Annotated in this window: 14 protein-coding genes; 10 read left to right on the forward strand and 4 right to left on the reverse strand. The window is 55.3% G+C overall.

Annotated features, from left to right (window positions below):
* Positions 1 to 28 precede the first annotated feature (28 nt).
* The 3 genes from ycaR to ACQG11_RS17880 all read left to right on the forward strand — a co-directional run bounded on the left by ycaR (position 29) and on the right by ACQG11_RS17880 (position 1,978).
* Positions 29 to 211, forward strand: a complete 183-nt coding sequence (ycaR, locus tag ACQG11_RS17870; protein WP_003858220.1) for a protein YcaR — start codon at positions 29 to 31, stop codon at positions 209 to 211.
* Complete coding sequence (gene kdsB / locus ACQG11_RS17875) at positions 208 to 954, forward strand: 3-deoxy-manno-octulosonate cytidylyltransferase (RefSeq protein ID WP_023299728.1); 747 nt, start codon at positions 208 to 210, stop codon at positions 952 to 954. Before ycaR ends, kdsB begins: the two co-directional genes overlap by 4 nt.
* Positions 955 to 1,084: 130 nt before the next feature.
* Positions 1,085 to 1,978 (forward strand): YcbJ family phosphotransferase, encoded by an 894-nt coding sequence (locus tag ACQG11_RS17880; RefSeq protein WP_023299729.1) that lies wholly within the window; start codon positions 1,085 to 1,087, stop codon positions 1,976 to 1,978.
* Here the strand turns inward: ACQG11_RS17880 and elyC are convergent.
* Entirely contained in the window at positions 1,955 to 2,734 is a 780-nt protein-coding gene (gene elyC / locus ACQG11_RS17885; protein ID WP_105322608.1) for an envelope biogenesis factor ElyC, read from the reverse strand. The two genes, ACQG11_RS17880 and elyC, sit on opposite strands and share 24 nt — an antisense overlap.
* Positions 2,735 to 2,854: 120 nt before the next feature.
* On the opposite strand from elyC, the gene cmoM reads away from it, so the two are divergent.
* The 7 genes from cmoM to ACQG11_RS17920 all read left to right on the forward strand — a co-directional run bounded on the left by cmoM (position 2,855) and on the right by ACQG11_RS17920 (position 13,491).
* Entirely contained in the window at positions 2,855 to 3,634 is a 780-nt protein-coding gene (cmoM, locus tag ACQG11_RS17890) for a tRNA uridine 5-oxyacetic acid(34) methyltransferase CmoM (RefSeq protein ID WP_006809373.1), read from the forward strand.
* Positions 3,635 to 3,637: 3 nt separating this feature from the next.
* Positions 3,638 to 4,960, forward strand: a complete 1,323-nt coding sequence (mukF, locus tag ACQG11_RS17895; protein WP_426728643.1) for a chromosome partition protein MukF — start codon at positions 3,638 to 3,640, stop codon at positions 4,958 to 4,960.
* Positions 4,941 to 5,645 carry a chromosome partition protein MukE gene (gene mukE, locus ACQG11_RS17900; RefSeq protein WP_003858208.1) on the forward strand — a complete coding sequence of 235 codons (705 nt, stop codon included), beginning with the start codon at positions 4,941 to 4,943 and terminating at the stop codon, positions 5,643 to 5,645. The genes mukF and mukE overlap by 20 nt, the downstream gene beginning before the upstream one ends.
* On the forward strand, positions 5,645 to 10,093 hold the full coding sequence (gene mukB, locus ACQG11_RS17905; protein ID WP_023299731.1) for a chromosome partition protein MukB: 4,449 nt from the start codon (positions 5,645 to 5,647) through the stop codon (positions 10,091 to 10,093). Before mukE ends, mukB begins: the two co-directional genes overlap by 1 nt.
* A gap of 179 nt (positions 10,094 to 10,272) precedes the next feature.
* A complete protein-coding gene (gene ldtD, locus ACQG11_RS17910; RefSeq protein WP_426728644.1) occupies positions 10,273 to 12,096 on the forward strand; it encodes a L,D-transpeptidase in 1,824 nt (607 codons plus the stop codon).
* Positions 12,097 to 12,271: 175 nt separating this feature from the next.
* Positions 12,272 to 12,823 carry a YcbK family protein gene (locus tag ACQG11_RS17915; RefSeq protein ID WP_003858202.1) on the forward strand — a complete coding sequence of 184 codons (552 nt, stop codon included), beginning with the start codon at positions 12,272 to 12,274 and terminating at the stop codon, positions 12,821 to 12,823.
* A 20-nt stretch (positions 12,824 to 12,843) separates the two neighbouring features.
* Positions 12,844 to 13,491, forward strand: a complete 648-nt coding sequence (locus tag ACQG11_RS17920) for an MBL fold metallo-hydrolase (protein WP_023299733.1) — start codon at positions 12,844 to 12,846, stop codon at positions 13,489 to 13,491.
* Between the two features lie 52 nt (positions 13,492 to 13,543).
* Here the strand turns inward: ACQG11_RS17920 and ACQG11_RS17925 are convergent, their stop codons facing one another.
* From ACQG11_RS17925 to asnS, 3 genes are all read right to left on the reverse strand, one after another.
* Positions 13,544 to 14,734, reverse strand: coding sequence for an amino acid aminotransferase (locus ACQG11_RS17925; RefSeq protein ID WP_023299734.1), 1,191 nt, complete (start codon positions 14,732 to 14,734; stop codon positions 13,544 to 13,546).
* Between the two features lie 184 nt (positions 14,735 to 14,918).
* Entirely contained in the window at positions 14,919 to 15,977 is a 1,059-nt protein-coding gene (gene ompF, locus ACQG11_RS17930) for a porin OmpF (RefSeq protein ID WP_022647640.1), read from the reverse strand.
* A gap of 606 nt (positions 15,978 to 16,583) precedes the next feature.
* Entirely contained in the window at positions 16,584 to 17,984 is a 1,401-nt protein-coding gene (gene asnS / locus ACQG11_RS17935) for an asparagine--tRNA ligase (protein ID WP_003858191.1), read from the reverse strand.
* Positions 17,985 to 18,090: the final 106 nt, after the last annotated feature.

Consider the following 18,090-nt stretch of genomic DNA (forward strand, 5'->3'; position numbering starts at 1 on the left):
CTTTAGCAATTACCCATACGGAGGAACTATGGATCACCGTTTACTTGAAATTATTGCCTGCCCGGTGTGCAACGGCAAACTGTATTACAGCCAGGATAAACAAGAGCTGATTTGCAAACTGGACAGCCTGGCGTTCCCGCTGCGTGACGGTATTCCGGTCCTGCTGGAAAATGAAGCCCGTTCTCTGGTGGCAGAAGAGATCAAACCATGAGTTTTGTTGTCATTATCCCTGCGCGTTATGCTTCAACGCGCCTGCCAGGTAAACCGCTGGTGGATATCAACGGTAAACCGATGATTGTGCATGTCCTTGAACGGGCACGCGAATCGGGCGCCGGACGCGTCATCGTCGCCACCGATCACCCGGATGTCGCGCGAGCGGTTGAGGCCGCGGGAGGGGAAGTGTGCATGACCCGTGCCGACCACCAGTCAGGCACCGAGCGCCTGGCGGAAGTCGTCGAAAAATGCGGTTTCAGTGACGAGACGGTGATTGTGAACGTGCAGGGCGATGAGCCGATGATCCCGGCGGCTATTATCCGTCAGGTGGCCGACAACCTGGCCCAGCGTAAGGTTGGCATGGCGACCCTCGCGGTGCCGATTCACCACGCTGAAGAGGCGTTCAATCCGAATGCGGTGAAAGTGGTCATGGACGCAGAGGGCTACGCGCTCTATTTCTCCCGCGCCACCATTCCGTGGGATCGCGATCGTTTCGCGCAATCGAAAGAGACGATCGGTGAAACCTTCCTGCGCCACATCGGTATTTACGGCTACCGCGCCGGCTTTATTCGTCGCTATGTCGCCTGGGCACCAAGCCCGCTTGAGCATATCGAAATGCTCGAACAGCTTCGCGTGCTGTGGTACGGCGAGAAAATTCACGTTGCGGTTGCCCAGGAAGTCCCTGGCACCGGCGTGGATACGCCTGAAGATCTCGATCGCGTACGCGTCGAATTGCGTTAATTCGCTGCCATCCCCTCGTTCTGGGGGGATGTTCTCTTCCTTTTCTTTTTCATTATTGATCTCGACCGGGTGACATCCGGGGTTCGCGCGCTCATTATAAAAGCAGTAGTCTTAATGGGGGTAATCTCATATGGAACAGCTGCGTGCTGAACTCAGCCATCTCCTTGGCGAACAGCTAAGCCGGGTGGAATGCGTGAATGAAAAGGCCGATACCGCACTCTGGTCGTTGTACGACAGTCAGGGAAACCCCATGCCGCTGATGGCCAGAAGTTTTACCTCGCCGGGCGTCGCCAGACAGCTGGCCTGGAAAATGTCGATGCTGGCGCGGGAAGGGACAGTCCGTATGCCGACGGTCTACGGCGTGATGACCCATGAGGAGCATCCCGGCCCGGATGTTTTGCTTATCGAACGTTTACGCGGGGTTTCTGTTGAAGCCCCGACGCGTACACCGGAGCGCTGGGAACAGCTGAAAGATCAAATTGTCGAGGCTCTGCTTGCCTGGCATCGGCAGGACAGCCGGGGTCTTGTTGGCGCAGTAGACAGCACCCAGGAAAACCTGTGGCCGCTGTGGTATCGCCAGCGTGTTGAAGTGCTGTGGGGCACGCTGAACCAGTTCAACAACACCGGTTTAACGATGCAGGACAAACGTATTTTATTCCGCACCCGGGAGTGTCTGCCGACGCTGTTTGAGGGTTTTAACGACAACTGCGTGCTGGTTCACGGCAACTTCACGCTGCGCAGTATGCTTAAAGACTCGCGCAGCGATCAGCTTCTGGCAATGGTCGGGCCGGGGATCATGCTCTGGGCGCCGCGCGAGTACGAACTGTTCAGGCTGAGCGAGGGCGGGGCGGCGGAAGATTTGCTCTGGCACTATCTTCAGCGCGCCCCCGTTGCGGAGGCCTTTCTCTGGCGACGCTGGCTCTATCTTCTCTGGGATGAGGTGGCGCAACTGGTCAACACCGGGCGCTTTAATCGGGCCAGTTTCGATCTGGCCGCAAAATCACTCCTGCCCTGGCTTGCCTGACGAACCCTTAAGCCACTGCCACAGGCGGCCAAGCGTCTCGTAACCGACGCGGTCGCTGTGCATCAGCCATACCGGGGACGGGATTATCCGTTCCCACGGGTTGAGCGGGGCGTCAATGGCCAGCTGGTTTGCCGGAGCAGGAAGCGGATGCAGGCCCTGATTCTCAAAGAAAATCATTGCGCGCGGCAGGTGTGAAGCAGAGGTCACCAGCAGGAACGGCACATCACCGATGGCTTGTTTCACCGCAGCAGCTTCTTCTTCGGTATCTTTTGGGCTATCCAGCGTGATGATGGCGGAACGTGGTACGCCAAGCGATTCAGCCACTCTTGCCCCTGCTTCAGCGGTACTTACCGGGTTGGTTTTTGCCGCAGCGCCCGTGAAGATCATCTTCGATCCCGGATTGGCCAGCCACAGGCGGATCCCCTCGTTCAGACGCGGCAGACTGTTGTTGATCAGGTTCGAGCTGGGCGCCCAGTTCGGATCCCAGGTATACCCGCCGCCCAGCACCACGATATAGCCCACCTTCTGATTTCCCTGCCATGTCGGGTAGGTGTTTTCAATCGGGCGTAACAAACCGTCAGCGACCGGTTGCAGGCTGAGTAACAGCAGCGCCAGCCAGCCCACGGTGACGAGGGATTTACCGCTTTTCTGAAAGCGGCTAAACCATATCAATGCCAGCCCCAGCGCGATGAGAAGCAACAGCAGGGGAAGGGGAAGCATCATGCCTCCGATATATTTTTTTAGGGTAAAAAGCATCCTTTTTGGTTCCTTTTTTAACCATACAGCAGGCGATTGCCCGTGATATTACACCAGAGTGGTTCATTCTCCGCGCGGGTGTGACAAAATAGCGGTTTTGCAGTGAGTGGAACCCTCCCAATGCGGGATCGCAATTTTGATGACATCGCGGAAAAGTTTTCGCGCAACATTTATGGCACCACCAAAGGTCAGCTTCGTCAGACGATCCTCTGGCAGGATCTGGATAAGCTGCTGGCTGAATTTGGTGACCGACCGTTGCGCGTACTGGATGCCGGCGGTGGGGAAGGGCAGACTGCAATTCTGATGGCGCAGCGGGGACATCACGTCACGCTTTGCGATCTTTCTGCCGAGATGGTTGCGCGCGCCGGGCGAGCGGCAGAAGAGAAAGGTGTGAGCGACAACATGCATTTTATACATTGCGCCGCTCAGGACATTCCGCAGCATTTGGAAACGCAGGTTGATCTGATATTGTTTCATGCTGTGCTCGAATGGGTCGCCGAACCACAAGCGATGTTAAAAACGCTGTGGTCGATGTTGCGCCCGGGCGGTGCGTTATCGCTGATGTTTTACAATGCCAACGGCCTGCTAATGCGAAACGTGCTGGTCGGCAATTTTGGCTATGTACAGCAGGGCATGTATAAAAAGAAACGACGCACGCTTTCACCGGATTTCCCCCGTGAACCGCAGCAGGTCTATGGCTGGCTGGAGGAGATCGGTTGGGAAATTACCGGCAAAACCGGCGTGAGGGTGTTTCATGATTATCTGCGTGATAAACAAAAACAGGATGACTGTTTAGACGCCTTAACAGAAATAGAGACGCGGTACTGCCGCCAGGAGCCTTATCTGAGCCTTGGCCGCTATATCCACGTCACCGCGCGCAAGCCGCAGATGCAAGGATAATCTATGAGTGAATTTTCCCAGACAGTCCCCGAACTGGTTGCCTGGGCCAGGAAAAACGATTTCTCCATCTCGCTGCCGGTAGACAGACTCTCATTCCTGCTGGCGGTTGCGACGCTAAACGGCGAACGCCTGGATGGCGAAATGAGTGAAGGCGAACTGGTGGATGCGTTCCGCCACGTCAGTGATGCGTTTGAGCAAACCAGCGAAACCATTAGCGTGCGTGCCAACAACGCAATCAATGATATGGTGCGTCAACGTCTGCTGAACCGCTTTACCAGCGAGCAGGCGGAAGGAAACGCCATCTATCGTCTTACGCCACTGGGCATTGGCATTACCGACTATTACATCCGCCAGCGCGAATTTTCCACGCTGCGTCTCTCCATGCAGCTCTCCATTGTTGCAGGCGAGCTGAAGCGTGCCGCCGACGCGGCTGATGAAAACGGTGACGAATTCCACTGGCATCGCAACGTTTACGCGCCGCTAAAATACTCGGTCGCCGAGATTTTCGACAGTATCGATCTGACTCAACGTCTGATGGACGAACAGCAGCAGCAGGTCAAAGACGATATCGCTCAACTGCTGAATAAAGACTGGCGTGCGGCCATCTCCAGCTGTGAACTTTTACTGTCAGAAACGTCCGGTACGCTACGTGAGTTGCAGGATACGCTGGAGGCGGCTGGGGATAAGCTACAGGCCAACCTGCTGCGCATCCAGGACGCGACGATTGCGCACGACGATCTGCATTTTATCGATCGTCTGGTGTTTGATTTGCAGAGTAAGCTTGACCGCATTATCAGCTGGGGCCAGCAGTCGATCGACCTGTGGATCGGTTACGACCGCCACGTGCATAAATTTATCCGTACCGCCATCGATATGGATAAGAACCGCGTCTTTGCTCAGCGTCTGCGCCAGTCGGTACAGACCTACTTTGATGCGCCGTGGGCGCTGACCTACGCCAACGCCGATCGTCTTCTGGATATGCGCGACGAAGAGATGGCGCTGCGTGATGAAGAGGTTACCGGGGAACTGCCGCCGGATCTGGAATACGAAGAATTTAACGAAATTCGCGAGCAGCTTGCGGCGATGATCGAAGAACAGCTCGCTGTCTATAAAGCCAGACAAGCACCGCTGGATCTTGGCCTCGTGGTACGCGACTATCTGGCGCAGTATCCGCGAGCGCGCCACTTCGATGTAGCCCGCATTGTTGTAGACCAGGCGGTGCGCCTGGGCATCGCACAAGCCGATTTCACCGGACTGCCGCCGAAGTGGCAGCCGATTAACGATTACGGAGCCAAGGTACAGGCGCATGTCATTGACAAATATTGAACAAGTGATGCCAGTTAAGCTGGCACAGGCGCTGGCGAATCCGTTGTTTCCGGCGCTGGACAGCCAGCTGCGTGCCGGTCGTCACATTGGCCTTGACGAGCTGGATAATCACGCCTTTTTGATGGACTTTCAGGAGTATCTGGAAGAGTTTTACGCTCGCTATAACGTTGAGCTGATCCGCGCGCCGGAAGGGTTTTTCTACCTGCGTCCGCGCTCTACTACGCTTATTCCGCGCTCGGTGCTTTCCGAACTGGATATGATGGTCGGCAAAATTCTCTGCTACCTCTACCTCAGCCCGGAACGTCTGGCGAATGAAGGGATCTTCACCCAGCAGGAGCTTTACGATGAGCTGCTGTCGCTGGCGGATGAAAGCAAGCTGCTCAAGCTGGTAAATAACCGCTCGACGGGGTCCGATCTGGACCGTCAGAAATTACAGGAAAAAGTTCGCTCTTCCCTGAACCGTCTGCGCCGTCTGGGAATGGTCTGGTTCATGGGTCACGACAGCAGCAAGTTCCGCATTACCGAATCGGTCTTCCGCTTTGGTGCCGACGTGCGTGCGGGTGACGATGCGCGTGAAGCACAGCTGCGCATGATCCGTGACGGTGAAGCGATGCCGGTGGAAAACCATTTGCAGCTCAATGACGAGCACGAAGAGAATCAGCCGGATAGCGGGGAGGAAGAGTAATGATTGAACGCGGTAAATTTCGCTCACTAACGCTGATTAACTGGAACGGCTTCTTTGCCCGAACCTTCGATCTGGATGAGCTGGTGACAACGCTCTCCGGCGGTAACGGGGCAGGTAAATCCACCACCATGGCGGCCTTCGTGACGGCGCTGATCCCTGACCTGACCCTGCTGCACTTCCGTAACACCACTGAAGCGGGTGCAACGAGCGGCTCCCGAGATAAAGGGCTGCACGGTAAGCTGAAAGCGGGCGTCTGTTATTCGGTGCTGGACGTGATCAACTCCCGTCATCAGCGCGTGGTTGTAGGCGTGCGCCTGCAGCAGGTTGCCGGCCGCGACCGTAAAGTAGATATCAAACCGTTTGCGATCCAGGGGCTGCCAACCTCCGTGCAGCCGACCGCGCTGCTGACGGAAACCCTGAATGAACGACAGGCGCGCGTTCTGACGCTCCAGGAGCTGAAAGACAAGCTGGAAGCCATCGAAGGCGTGCAGTTTAAGCAGTTTAACTCCATTACCGACTACCACTCTCTGATGTTCGATCTCGGCGTGGTGGCCCGTCGTCTGCGCAGCGCGTCAGATCGTAGTAAATACTACCGTCTGATTGAAGCCTCCCTGTACGGCGGTATCTCAAGCGCCATTACCCGCTCCCTGCGCGACTACCTGCTGCCGGAAAACAGCGGCGTGCGTAAGGCCTTCCAGGATATGGAAGCCGCGCTGCGTGAAAACCGCATGACGCTGGAAGCGATTCGCGTTACGCAATCTGACCGCGATCTGTTTAAGCACCTGATCAGCGAAGCCACCAACTACGTGGCGGCAGACTATATGCGTCACGCCAACGAGCGCCGTATTCATCTCGATCAGGCGCTGGAATACCGCCGCGAGCTGTTTACCTCCCGCAAACAGCTGGTCGCCGAGCAGTATAAGCATGTCGAAATGGCGCGCGAACTGGGCGAGCACAACGGTGCCGAAGGGGATCTGGAAGCCGATTACCAGGCGGCCAGCGATCATCTGAACCTGGTGCAAACCGCGCTGCGTCAGCAGGAAAAAATCGAGCGTTATGAAGCCGATCTCGATGAGCTGCAAATTCGTCTTGAAGAGCAAAATGAAGTGGTGGCAGAAGCCGCCGATTTGCAGGAAGAGAACGAAGCCCGCGCGGAAGCCGCCGAGCTGGAAGTGGATGAGCTGAAAAGCCAGCTCGCAGACTACCAGCAGGCGCTGGACGTGCAGCAGACCCGCGCGATCCAATACAACCAGGCGCTGCAGGCGTTGCAGCGTGCCAAAGAGCTGTGCCACCTGCCGGACCTGACCCCTGAAAGCGCTGACGAATGGCTGGATACCTTCCAGGCCAAAGAGCAGGAAGCCACTGAGAAACTGCTTTCTCTCGATCAGAAAATGAGCGTGGCGCAAACGGCACACAGCCAGTTTGAGCAGGCGTACCAGCTGGTGGTGGCGATCAACGGTCCGCTGGCGCGTAACGAAGCATGGGACGTTGCCCGTGAGCTACTGCGCGACGGCGTTAATCAGCGCCATCTGGCCGAGCAGGTGCAGCCGCTGCGCATGCGCCTGAACGAGCTGGAACAGCGTCTGCGTGAACAGCAGGAAGCTGAGCGTCTGCTGGCGGAATTCTGCAAACGTCAGGGTAAAAATTACGATTTCGACGAGCTTGAGGCTCTGCATCAGGAGCTGGAAGCGCGTATTGCGGCCCTGTCCGATACCGTATCGAACGCCAGCGAACAGCGCATGACGCTGCGTCAGGAGCTGGAACAGCTTCAGTCCCGTTCGAAGACGCTCTTACAGCGTGCGCCGATCTGGCTGGCCGCACAAAGCAGCCTGAACCAGCTCAGCGAGCAGTGTGGTCAGGAGTTTGCCTCCAGCCAGGACGTCACCGAATACATGCAACAGCTGCTAGAGCGCGAACGCGAAGCGATTGTTGAGCGTGACGAAGTGGGCGCGCGTAAGCGTGACGTCGATGAAGAAATCGAGCGTTTAAGCCAGCCAGGCGGCTCAGAAGATCCGCGCCTGAATGCGTTAGCCGAGCGTTTCGGCGGCGTGCTGCTGTCTGAAATTTACGACGACGTCGGCCTGGACGATGCGCCGTACTTCTCCGCGCTGTACGGTCCGTCCCGTAACGCGATTGTAGTGCCGGATCTGTCGCTGATTTCTGACCAGCTTGCAGGGCTGGAAGACTGCCCGGAAGATCTCTACCTCATCGAAGGGGATCCGCAGTCGTTTGATGACAGCGTATTCAGCGTCGACGAGCTGGAAAAAGCGGTGGTGGTGAAAATCGCCGATCGCCAGTGGCGCTATTCGCGCTTCCCGGAACTGCCGCTGTTTGGCCGCGCCGCGCGTGAAAACCGTATTGAAAGCCTGCACGCCGAGCGTGAAACGCTTTCAGAGCGTTTTGCGACCCTGTCGTTTGACGTGCAGAAAACCCAGCGTCTGCATCAGGCGTTCAGCCGCTTTATCGGCAGCCATCTGGGCGTTGCCTTTCAGCCCGATCCGGAAGCCGAAATTCGTAAGCTCAACACCCGCCGTGGTGAGCTGGAGCGTGCGCTTGCCAGCCATGAAAATGACAACCAGCAAAGTCGCGTGCAGTTTGAGCAGGCGAAAGAGGGCGTTGCGGCCCTTAACCGCATCCTGCCGCGCCTGAACCTGCTGGCGGACGATACGCTCGCCGACCGCGTGGATGAGATTCAGGAACGTCTGGACGAAGCGCAGGAAGCGGCGCGCTTTGTGCAGCAACACGGCAATCAACTGGCAAAACTGGAGCCGATGGTTTCCGTTCTCCAGAGCGACCCGGAACAGTTTGAGCAGTTAAAAGAAGATTACGCCTGGTCACAGCAGGTGCAGCGCGAAGCGCGTCAGCAGGCGTTTGCCCTCACGGAAGTGGTGCAACGTCGCGCACACTTCGGCTACTCCGATTCAGCAGAAATGCTGAGCGGGAACAGCGATCTGAATGAAAAGCTGCGCCAGCGTCTTGAGCAGGCCGAAGCGGAACGAACGCGCGCCCGTGAAGCGATGCGTACTCACGCTGCACAGCTGAGCCAGTACAGCCAGGTCATGGCGTCGCTGAAAAGCTCCTTCGACACCAAGAAAGAGCTGTTAAATGACCTGCATAAAGAGTTGCAGGACATTGGCGTGCGCGCCGACAGCGGCGCAGAAGAGCGGGCGCGTATTCGCCGCGATGAGCTGCATGCTCAGCTCAGCAACAACCGTGCGCGTCGTAATCAGCTCGAAAAAGCGCTGACCTTCTGTGAGGCGGAGATGGACAACCTGACGCGTCGTCTGCGCAAGCTGGAGCGCGACTATTTTGAGATGCGTGAACAGGTTGTGACCGCGAAGGCGGGCTGGTGCGCGGTGATGCGCATGGTGAAGGACAACAACGTGGAGCGTCGTCTGCACCGTCGCGAGCTGGCGTACCTGTCAGCCGATGAACTGCGCTCTATGTCGGATAAGGCGCTGGGTGCGCTGCGTCTGGCCGTGGCGGACAATGAACACCTGCGCGACGTGCTGCGCATGTCCGAAGATCCGAAGCGTCCTGAGCGCAAAATTCAGTTCTTCGTGGCGGTTTATCAGCACTTACGCGAACGTATTCGTCAGGACATCATCCGTACCGACGATCCGGTTGAAGCGATCGAACAGATGGAGATCGAGCTGGGCCGTCTGACGGAGGAGCTGACCTCCCGCGAGCAGAAGCTGGCAATCAGCTCCCGCAGCGTGGCGAATATTATTCGTAAAACCATTCAGCGCGAGCAGAACCGTATCCGTCAGCTGAACCAGGGCCTGCAAAGCGTGTCGTTTGGCCAGGTAAACAGCGTGCGGCTGAACGTGAACGTGCGTGAGGCGCACTCCACGCTGCTGGACGTGTTGTCTGAACAGCATGAGCAGCATCAGGATCTGTTCAACAGTAACCGCCTGACCTTCTCCGAAGCGCTGGCGAAGCTGTATCAGCGTCTGAATCCGCAGATTGACATGGGCCAGCGTACGCCGCAAACCATCGGCGAGGAGTTGCTGGACTACCGCAACTATCTGGAAATGGAAGTTGAGGTTAACCGTGGCTCAGACGGCTGGCTGCGCGCGGAATCCGGTGCGCTCTCTACCGGTGAAGCCATCGGTACCGGTATGTCGATTCTGGTGATGGTGGTGCAGAGCTGGGAAGATGAAGCGCGTCGTCTGCGCGGCAAGGACATCTCTCCATGCCGTCTGCTGTTCCTCGATGAAGCCGCGCGTCTCGACGCCCGCTCCATCGCCACGCTGTTTGAGCTTTGCGAGCGACTCGATATGCAGCTCATCATCGCGGCGCCGGAAAACATCAGTCCGGAAAAAGGGACAACCTATAAGCTGGTGCGTAAAGTGTTCCAGAACAGTGAACATGTACACGTCGTAGGTCTGCGTGGCTTTGCGCCGCAGCCTCCGGAGTCTTTACCGGGCACGGCTGACGCCTCTTAACCCCGGGTATGATAAAAGGCGGCGCTCAGGCGTCGCTTTTTTTATTCACTTAACTTGTGTTCAGGGCTGCGTTATCTTTAAACTTCTTTACATAAGGTAAGGCAGCAGCGTGTATGCCTTTCTATACTGAAGGAAAGCTCCAGAATACTGGGCATGTCGTGAAAAACAGGGGGCAAGGGATGTTGCTTAAGAAAGATCGTGGTCGTCAGCTGTCTGCGCTGAGTTTGTGCCTGACAGTGATGTTTGCTCCACTGTTTACCGCTCAGGCCGATGAGCCTGAAATTGTACCGACTGACAGCTCCGCGACGATGGGCGCGCAGCCGACGTCGCTGTCACAACCGCTGGATCAGTCTCTGGCGACGGCCATCATGGCCGGCATTAAACCGCTGCCGGAAGGCATCGATACTGAATCATTACGCCAGCAGCTTATGACCGGGCTGCCCTCGGGCTATACTCCCGCTTATATTAACCAGCTCACGCTGCTTTACGCTGCGCGCGATATGAAACCGATGTGGGAAAATCGCGAGGCGGTACGTGCCTTCCAGCAGCAGCTGGCTGAAGTGGCGATTGCAGGTTTTCAGCCACAGTTCACGACCTGGGTTGAACTCCTGACCGACCCTGCCGTTACCGGACAGGCGCGTGATGTGGTGCTGTCTGATGCCATGATGGGCTACTTGCAGTTTGTGGCGGGGATTTCGGTGAACGGCAACCGCTGGTTATACAGCAGTAAACCGTACAAGCTGGCGACGCCCGCGCTGTCCGTCATTAATCAGTGGCAGCTGTCGCTGGACAACGGTGAACTGCCGCGCTTTATCGCAAGCCTTGCGCCCGCCCACCCGCAGTATGCCACGATGCATCAGTCGCTTCTTGAGCTGGTCGCGGATTCCCGCCCGTGGCCTCAGCTGCGTGGAACAGCAACGCTGCGTCCGGGACAATGGAGCAGCGATGTGCCTGCGATTCGCGAAATTATGAAACGGTCTGGCATGCTTGACAGCGGCCCTAAAATTGCGCTGCCCGGCGACGAGACGCAAAACGCAGTCGTCAGCCCGTCGGCGCCGGTAAAAGAGAAAACCGCCGTTGCGCTGAGCAATAAGTCCGCCGCTTACGATCGCGAGCTGGTCGCGGCAGTGAAGCAGTTCCAGGCCGCGCAGGGGCTGGGCGCCGACGGCGTGATTGGTCCATCGACTCGCGACTGGCTGAACGTCTCTCCGGCCCAGCGGGCAGGGGTGCTGGCGTTGAATATCCAGCGCTTGCGCTTGCTGCCGGGCACGTTATCCACCGGCATTATGGTCAACATTCCGGCGTACTCTCTGGTCTACTATCAGGACGGTAGCGAAGTGCTGGCGTCCCGCGTGATTGTGGGTCGACCTGACCGCAAAACGCCGATGATGAGCAGCGCGCTGAATAACGTGGTGGTTAACCCGCCGTGGAACGTGCCGCCGACGCTGGCGCGCAAAGATATCCTGCCTAAGGTCTGGAATGACCCGGGATATCTGGAGCGACACAACTATACGGTGATGCGTGGCTGGAACAGCAAAGAAGCGATTGACCCCTGGATGGTCGACTGGTCAACGATTACGCCTTCGAACCTGCCGTTCCGTTTCCAGCAGGCACCGGGTGCGCATAACTCGCTCGGACGTTACAAATTCAATATGCCAAGTTCGGACGCAATCTATCTGCATGATACCCCGAACCATAATCTGTTCCAGAAAGATGCACGCGCGCTCAGTTCTGGCTGCGTTCGCGTGAATAAGGCCTCGGAGCTGGCGAATATGCTGTTGCAGGATGCAGGCTGGAACGATACGCGGATATCAGACGCCCTGAAGCAGGGGGATACGCGTTACGTCAATATCCGCCACAATATTCCGGTCAATCTTTACTATCTGACGGCGTTTGTGGGCGCGGACGGACGTACCCAGTATCGTACAGATATTTACAATTATGATCTGACAGCGCGATCCGGCGCACAAATCTTGCCAAAAGCGGAACAATTAATCAGGTAAATGAAGTAGTTCGGTAAAAATGATTGTCGTAAGTTATGGTGAATATGAGGCGATCTGGCTGCAAGCCGCGTATTCACTGGGATTGGGCGCCTTGACGTAGCAGGCTTTGCCAGTTATGGTGCCCTTCGTGCGCTAAGCATATTGACAATTTCTTTTACCTGTAGACCTGATTATCATGGACAAATTTGACGCTAATCGCCGCAAATTGCTGGCGTTAGGTGGCGTTGCGCTGGGCGCAGCAGCCATCCTTCCGACGCCAGCATTTGCCACCCTCTCGACACCTCGTCCGCGTATTTTAACGCTCAACAATCTGCATACTGGTGAGACGCTTAAAGCGGAATTTTTCGATGGCAGGGGCTATATTCAGGATGAATTAGCACGACTCAACCATTTTTTCCGTGATTTCCGCGCGAACAAAATCAAAGCCATCGACCCTGGATTATTCGATCAGCTTTACCGCTTGCAGGGACTGCTGGGGACCAAAAGGCCGGTGCAACTCATTTCTGGCTATCGCTCTCTGGATACCAACAATGAACTGCGCGCCCACAGCCGTGGGGTAGCGAAAAAAAGCTATCACACCAAAGGGCAGGCGATGGATTTCCATATTGAAGGCGTTTCGTTAGCCAATATTCGCAAAGCGGCGTTATCTATGCGCGCAGGTGGTGTAGGATACTACCCACGTAGCAACTTTGTGCATATTGATACCGGGCCGGTTCGGCACTGGTAATAACGAAACACAGGAGCAGTATGAACTATCGTATTATTCCGGTTACCGCGTTCTCACAGAACTGTTCATTGATCTGGTGTGAACAAACTAAACTGGCCGCGCTTGTTGATCCCGGTGGCGACGCAGAGACAATCAAGCAGGAAGTCGCTGCCAGCGGTGTAACGCTGATGCAGATTTTACTGACCCATGGCCATCTTGACCATGTGGGTGCAGCGGCTGAACTGGCTGAACACTACGGTGTGCCGATTATCGGCCCGGAAAAAGAAGATGAGTTCTGGCTTCAGGGGCTGCCTGCCCAAAGCCGCATGTTTGGTCTGGATGACTGTCAGCCACTGACACCGGACCGCTGGCTGAACGAAGGCGATCGCGTTAACGTAGGGAATGTAACTTTACAGGTGTTGCATTGCCCCGGGCATACGCCTGGCCATATTGTCTTCTTTGATGACGTGTCACGCCTGCTGATTTCCGGTGACGTGATTTTCAAAGGGGGCGTAGGACGCAGCGATTTCCCACGCGGCGATCACGGTCAGCTGATTCAGTCGATTAAGCAGAAGTTATTACCGTTAGGTGATGATGTGACGTTTATCCCTGGACACGGACCAATGTCAACGCTGGGCGATGAGCGGTTGCATAACCCGTTCCTTCAGGATGAAATGCCTGTCTGGTAAACCCTTTCAATAAAAAAGCCTGCGCGATGCAGGCTTTTTTTATGGGTGCAGGTTACAGCACCGCGACAATGGCTTCGCACAGTGGCGCCATGTTGTCAGGCGTCATACCTGCAACGTTCACGCGGCCAGAGGCAACGGCATAGACGCCAAACTCTTCACGCAGGCGCAGCACCTGCTCTTTGGTCAGGCCGCTGAAGGAGAACATGCCGTTCTGCTTGATGATGAAGCTGAAGTCACGGTCGGCGCCTTTCTCAGCCAGCGTGTTCACAAACAGCAGACGCATGCGTTGAATGCGCTGACGCATATCGTTCAGCTCTTGTTCCCAGATTGCGCGCAGCGCATCGTTGCTCAGGATCGTCGCAACTACAGACGCACCGTGTGCCGGTGGGTTGGAGTAGTTAGCGCGGATCACGGACTTCATCTGGCTGAATGCGCGATCGACAGTTTGATCGTCAGCGGCCACCAGCGTACAGGCGCCGACACGCTCGTTATACAGACCAAAGTTCTTGGAATAGGAGCTTGCGACAATCAGCTCCTGATGGACGGCGGCGAATGCGCGCAGACCTTCAGCATCTTCTTCCAGACCACGGGCAAAGCCCTGATAAGCGAAGTCGAACAGCGGCAGCCAGCCTTTTTCAACGGACAGCTTAGCCAGCTGTTCCCACTGTTCAAGCGTAGGATCGATACCAGTTGGGTTATGGCAGCAGCCATGGAACAGCACCACATCGCCCGCCTGGGCTTCGCTCAGGCTGGCCAGCAAACCATCGAAGTCCAGCGCGTGGTTTGCCGCGTCATAGTAGGCGTATTCACGGACTTCCAGACCCGCAGAATTAAACACGCTCTTGTGGTTCGGCCAGCTTGGATTGCTTACCCAGACACGCTTAACAGAGGTGTTTTTCGCCAGGAAATCTGCCGCCACGCGCAGTGCGCCGGTACCGCCTGGGGTCTGCGCCGTGCGGGCGCGTTTTTCGCTCACAATGGTGCTGCCTTTGCCGAACAGCAGCTCCTGGGTGCAGCGACCAAATTCAGGGATACCATCAATACCGAGGTAGTTTTTGGTGGTTTCGTTTTCCAGCAGATACTGCTCAGCTTTTTTGACGCTGGTCAGTACCGGAGTTTTGCCGGTTTCATCTTTATATACACCAATACCCAGGTTGATTTTGCCAGGGCGGTCGTCGGCACGAAACAGATCGGCCAGGCCCAGAATTGGGTCGGCAGGAGCGGCAGTAATGTTCTCAAACATGACGAAGTTCCATTGTGATTACAGAAGTGAAATCCGCTATCAGGTTAACGGTAGATTTACAAAATGCCAACCGTTTGCGACGAAAAGCGTGCGGCTTTTCAAAAGTCGCTATTATTTTCTCTCGGGAATAAAAAAACAGGGCCGAAGCCCTGTTCATTAAGCATATAGCAACGAGGTGTGCTGATTAGAACTGGTAAACCAGACCCAGAGCCACGATGTCGTCGTTGTTGATGCCCAGCTTGTTGTCGTCTTTCAGCTGGTTGATCTGATAGTCAACATAGGTAGACATGTTTTTGTTGAAGTAGTAGGTCGCACCGATATCAACGTAGTTGATGTAGTCTTCGTCACCGATACCTTCTACGTCTTTCGCTTTAGATTTGTAGTAAGCGATGGATGGACGCAGGCCGAAATCGAACTGGTACTGAGCGACAACAGAGAAGTCCTGAGACTTGTTAGCGAAACCACGGCTGCCCAGGCGCGCTGCGTTACGCATTTCGCCATAAATGGCTGCCAGGTAGATGTTGTTCGCGTCGTATTTCAGGCCGGTTGCCCACTGTTCAGCTTTGTCGCCTTCACCCCATTCCAGCGTCTGCTGGTTGTTGGTACGGTCAGCGGCGCCATAAGCACCGACAATGCCGAAGCCTTCGTAGTCATAGCTCAGAGAGGTCGCCCAGCCGTCGCCGTTGGAACGTACCGCGTCATCACGTTCATTTTTGCCCAGGTACTGAACACCAAAGTTCAGACCGTCAACCAGGCCGAAGAAGTTGCTGTTACGGTAAGTCGCCAGACCACCCGTACGGCCTGCGAAGAAGTTATCGCTCGCGCCGGTGTCGCCGCCGAACTCAGGCAGCATATCGGTGATGCCGATTGCGTCATAGACCAGACCGTAGTTACGACCGTAGTCGAAGGAGCCTGCGTCACCAAATTTCAGACCTGCGAATGCCAGACGGGTTTTGTTGCCGTTCTGCGCATCGCCGCCTTCAGAATTGTTACCCTGGAAATTGTATTCCCACTGACCGTAGCCAGTCAGCTGATCGTTGATCTGAGTTTCACCTTTGAAGCCCAGACGCGCGTAAGTGTTGTCGCCATCGTTGCCCGCGTAATCAGAGAAGTAATGCAGGCCAACTGCTTTCCCGTAAAGATCTAATTTGTTGCCGTCTTTGTTATAGATTTCAGCAGCGTTTGCTGCACCGGCTACCAGCAGGGCAGGGACTACCACTGCCAGGATATTGCGCTTCATCATTATTTATTACCCTCATTGGTTTTTTTATGACACTCGCCACTGCCGTCAATAAATTCTGTCAATAAATATTTCCGGAACTATTGATGAGAGTTAGGTGTCTTTATGTGTCTGACAGGCATCTTTCCATTCATAGAACCGTTTCGCTACACTGAAAGTGCTACAATCTTCAAGATTCAGTTACCAAAAGAAAATATGTGTAACTAAATATGTATTTTTGGGAACTTTGTGAAGCACCTCAAACTTCAGCGCGTTCTGGTGAATTAAACCTCCACTTTATTCTTATATATATGATTTCCTTATGTTTAATTTAGCTAAAGGCCTTTCGTATAAACAGAAGTTAAACGGCTCATTTTTTCTTATATTCGACAAAAGCCATCCAGATGGCTGTGAAAGTGGTTGTTTTTTGTGCTATTGCGTAAGGATTGTATTAAGCACAATAAGAATAAGGTTATTTTTTTGTCTAAGGATATTTCGTGGAAACAAAACGTAACAGGTAGAGGGAATGGCGGGGTTGTGGTTTATAGACGCTTACTTTTGACTGACGAAAACTGACATTGCAGGATAAAATAATGGCCAGCATTTGCTGGCCATTAATGATTTGGTCGGTTAGAAACTTGCGTTACGCGGTGTACGTGGGAACGGAATCACATCACGTACGTTCTGAACACCTGTTACGTAAGCAATCAGACGTTCGAAGCCCAGGCCAAAGCCAGAGTGCGGAACGGTGCCGTAACGACGGAGATCGCGATACCAGCTGTAGTCCGCCGGGTTCAGGCCCATCTCCTGCATACGCGCGTCCAGCACATCCAGGCGCTCTTCACGCTGGGAGCCACCGATGATCTCACCGATGCCCGGCGCCAGAACATCCATCGCGGCAACGGTTTTACCATCTTCGTTAAGGCGCATATAGAACGCCTTAATGTCTTTCGGATAGTTTTTCACCACAACCGGTGCTTTGAAGTGCTTCTCTGCCAGATAACGTTCATGCTCGGAGGAGAGATCCACGCCCCAGTAAACCGGGTTTTCGAATTTCTCGCCGCATTTTTCCAGGATAGCGACCGCGTCGGTGTAATCCACCTGCGCGAAGTCTGCGGAGACGAAGCGCTCAAGACGGGCGATGGCGTCGTTATCGACACGCTCAGCGAAGAATTTCATGTCGTCTGCGCGCTCTTCGAGAACCGCTTTGAACACGTATTTCAGCATCGCTTCTGCCAGGCCAGCCACGTCATTCAGATCGGCAAAGGCGACTTCCGGCTCCAGCATCCAGAATTCCGCCAGGTGACGGCTGGTGTTAGAGTTTTCCGCACGGAAGGTTGGGCCGAAGGTGTAGATCTTAGACAGCGCACAGGCGTAGGTTTCGCCGTTGAGCTGGCCGGAAACCGTCAGGAAGGCTTCTTTACCAAAGAAGTCTTTGTCGTAATCGACTTTTCCTTCCGGCGTACGTGGCAGGTTTTCCATATCCAGCGTTGAAACGCGGAACATTTCACCTGCGCCTTCGGTATCGGATGCCGTGATCAGCGGAGTAGACACCCAGAAGTAACCCTGCTCGTCAAAGAAGCGATGCAGCGCCTGCGCCAGCGTATGACGCACGCGCGCCACTGCACCAATCAGGTTGGTGCGCGGACGCAGGTGCGCAACTTCACGCAGATATTCGATGCTGTGACGCTTTGCAGCCATCGGATAGGTGTCCGGATCTTCAACCCAGCCGGTCACTTCCACCGAGGTCGCCTGAATTTCGTAGCTCTGACCCTGGCCCGGAGAGGCCACCACAACACCGGTGACGATCACGGAACAGCCGGTTGTCAGGTGCAGAACGTCATCATTGTAATTGGGCAGAGAATTATTAATGACGGCCTGTACAGGATCAAAGCAGGAACCGTCATAGACGGCGAGGAAGGAGATGCCAGCTTTAGAATCTCGGCGAGTACGCACCCATCCGCGCACGGTGACCTCCTGGTCAACGGCGACACGGCCCTGGAGTACGTCGGCTACAGGCACAACGCTCATAATATTCTCTCTGTTAATAGTCGGAAAAAATAAACACTTGTCCGCCCTTATAGGGGGGATATCTATGTTACCTGCCATCCGCTATCAGACAAGTAAATTTCACCGT

This window comes from Enterobacter cloacae complex sp. 372C4, assembly GCF_050030615.1.
Taxonomy (GTDB): Bacteria; Pseudomonadota; Gammaproteobacteria; order Enterobacterales; family Enterobacteriaceae; genus Enterobacter; species Enterobacter intestinihominis.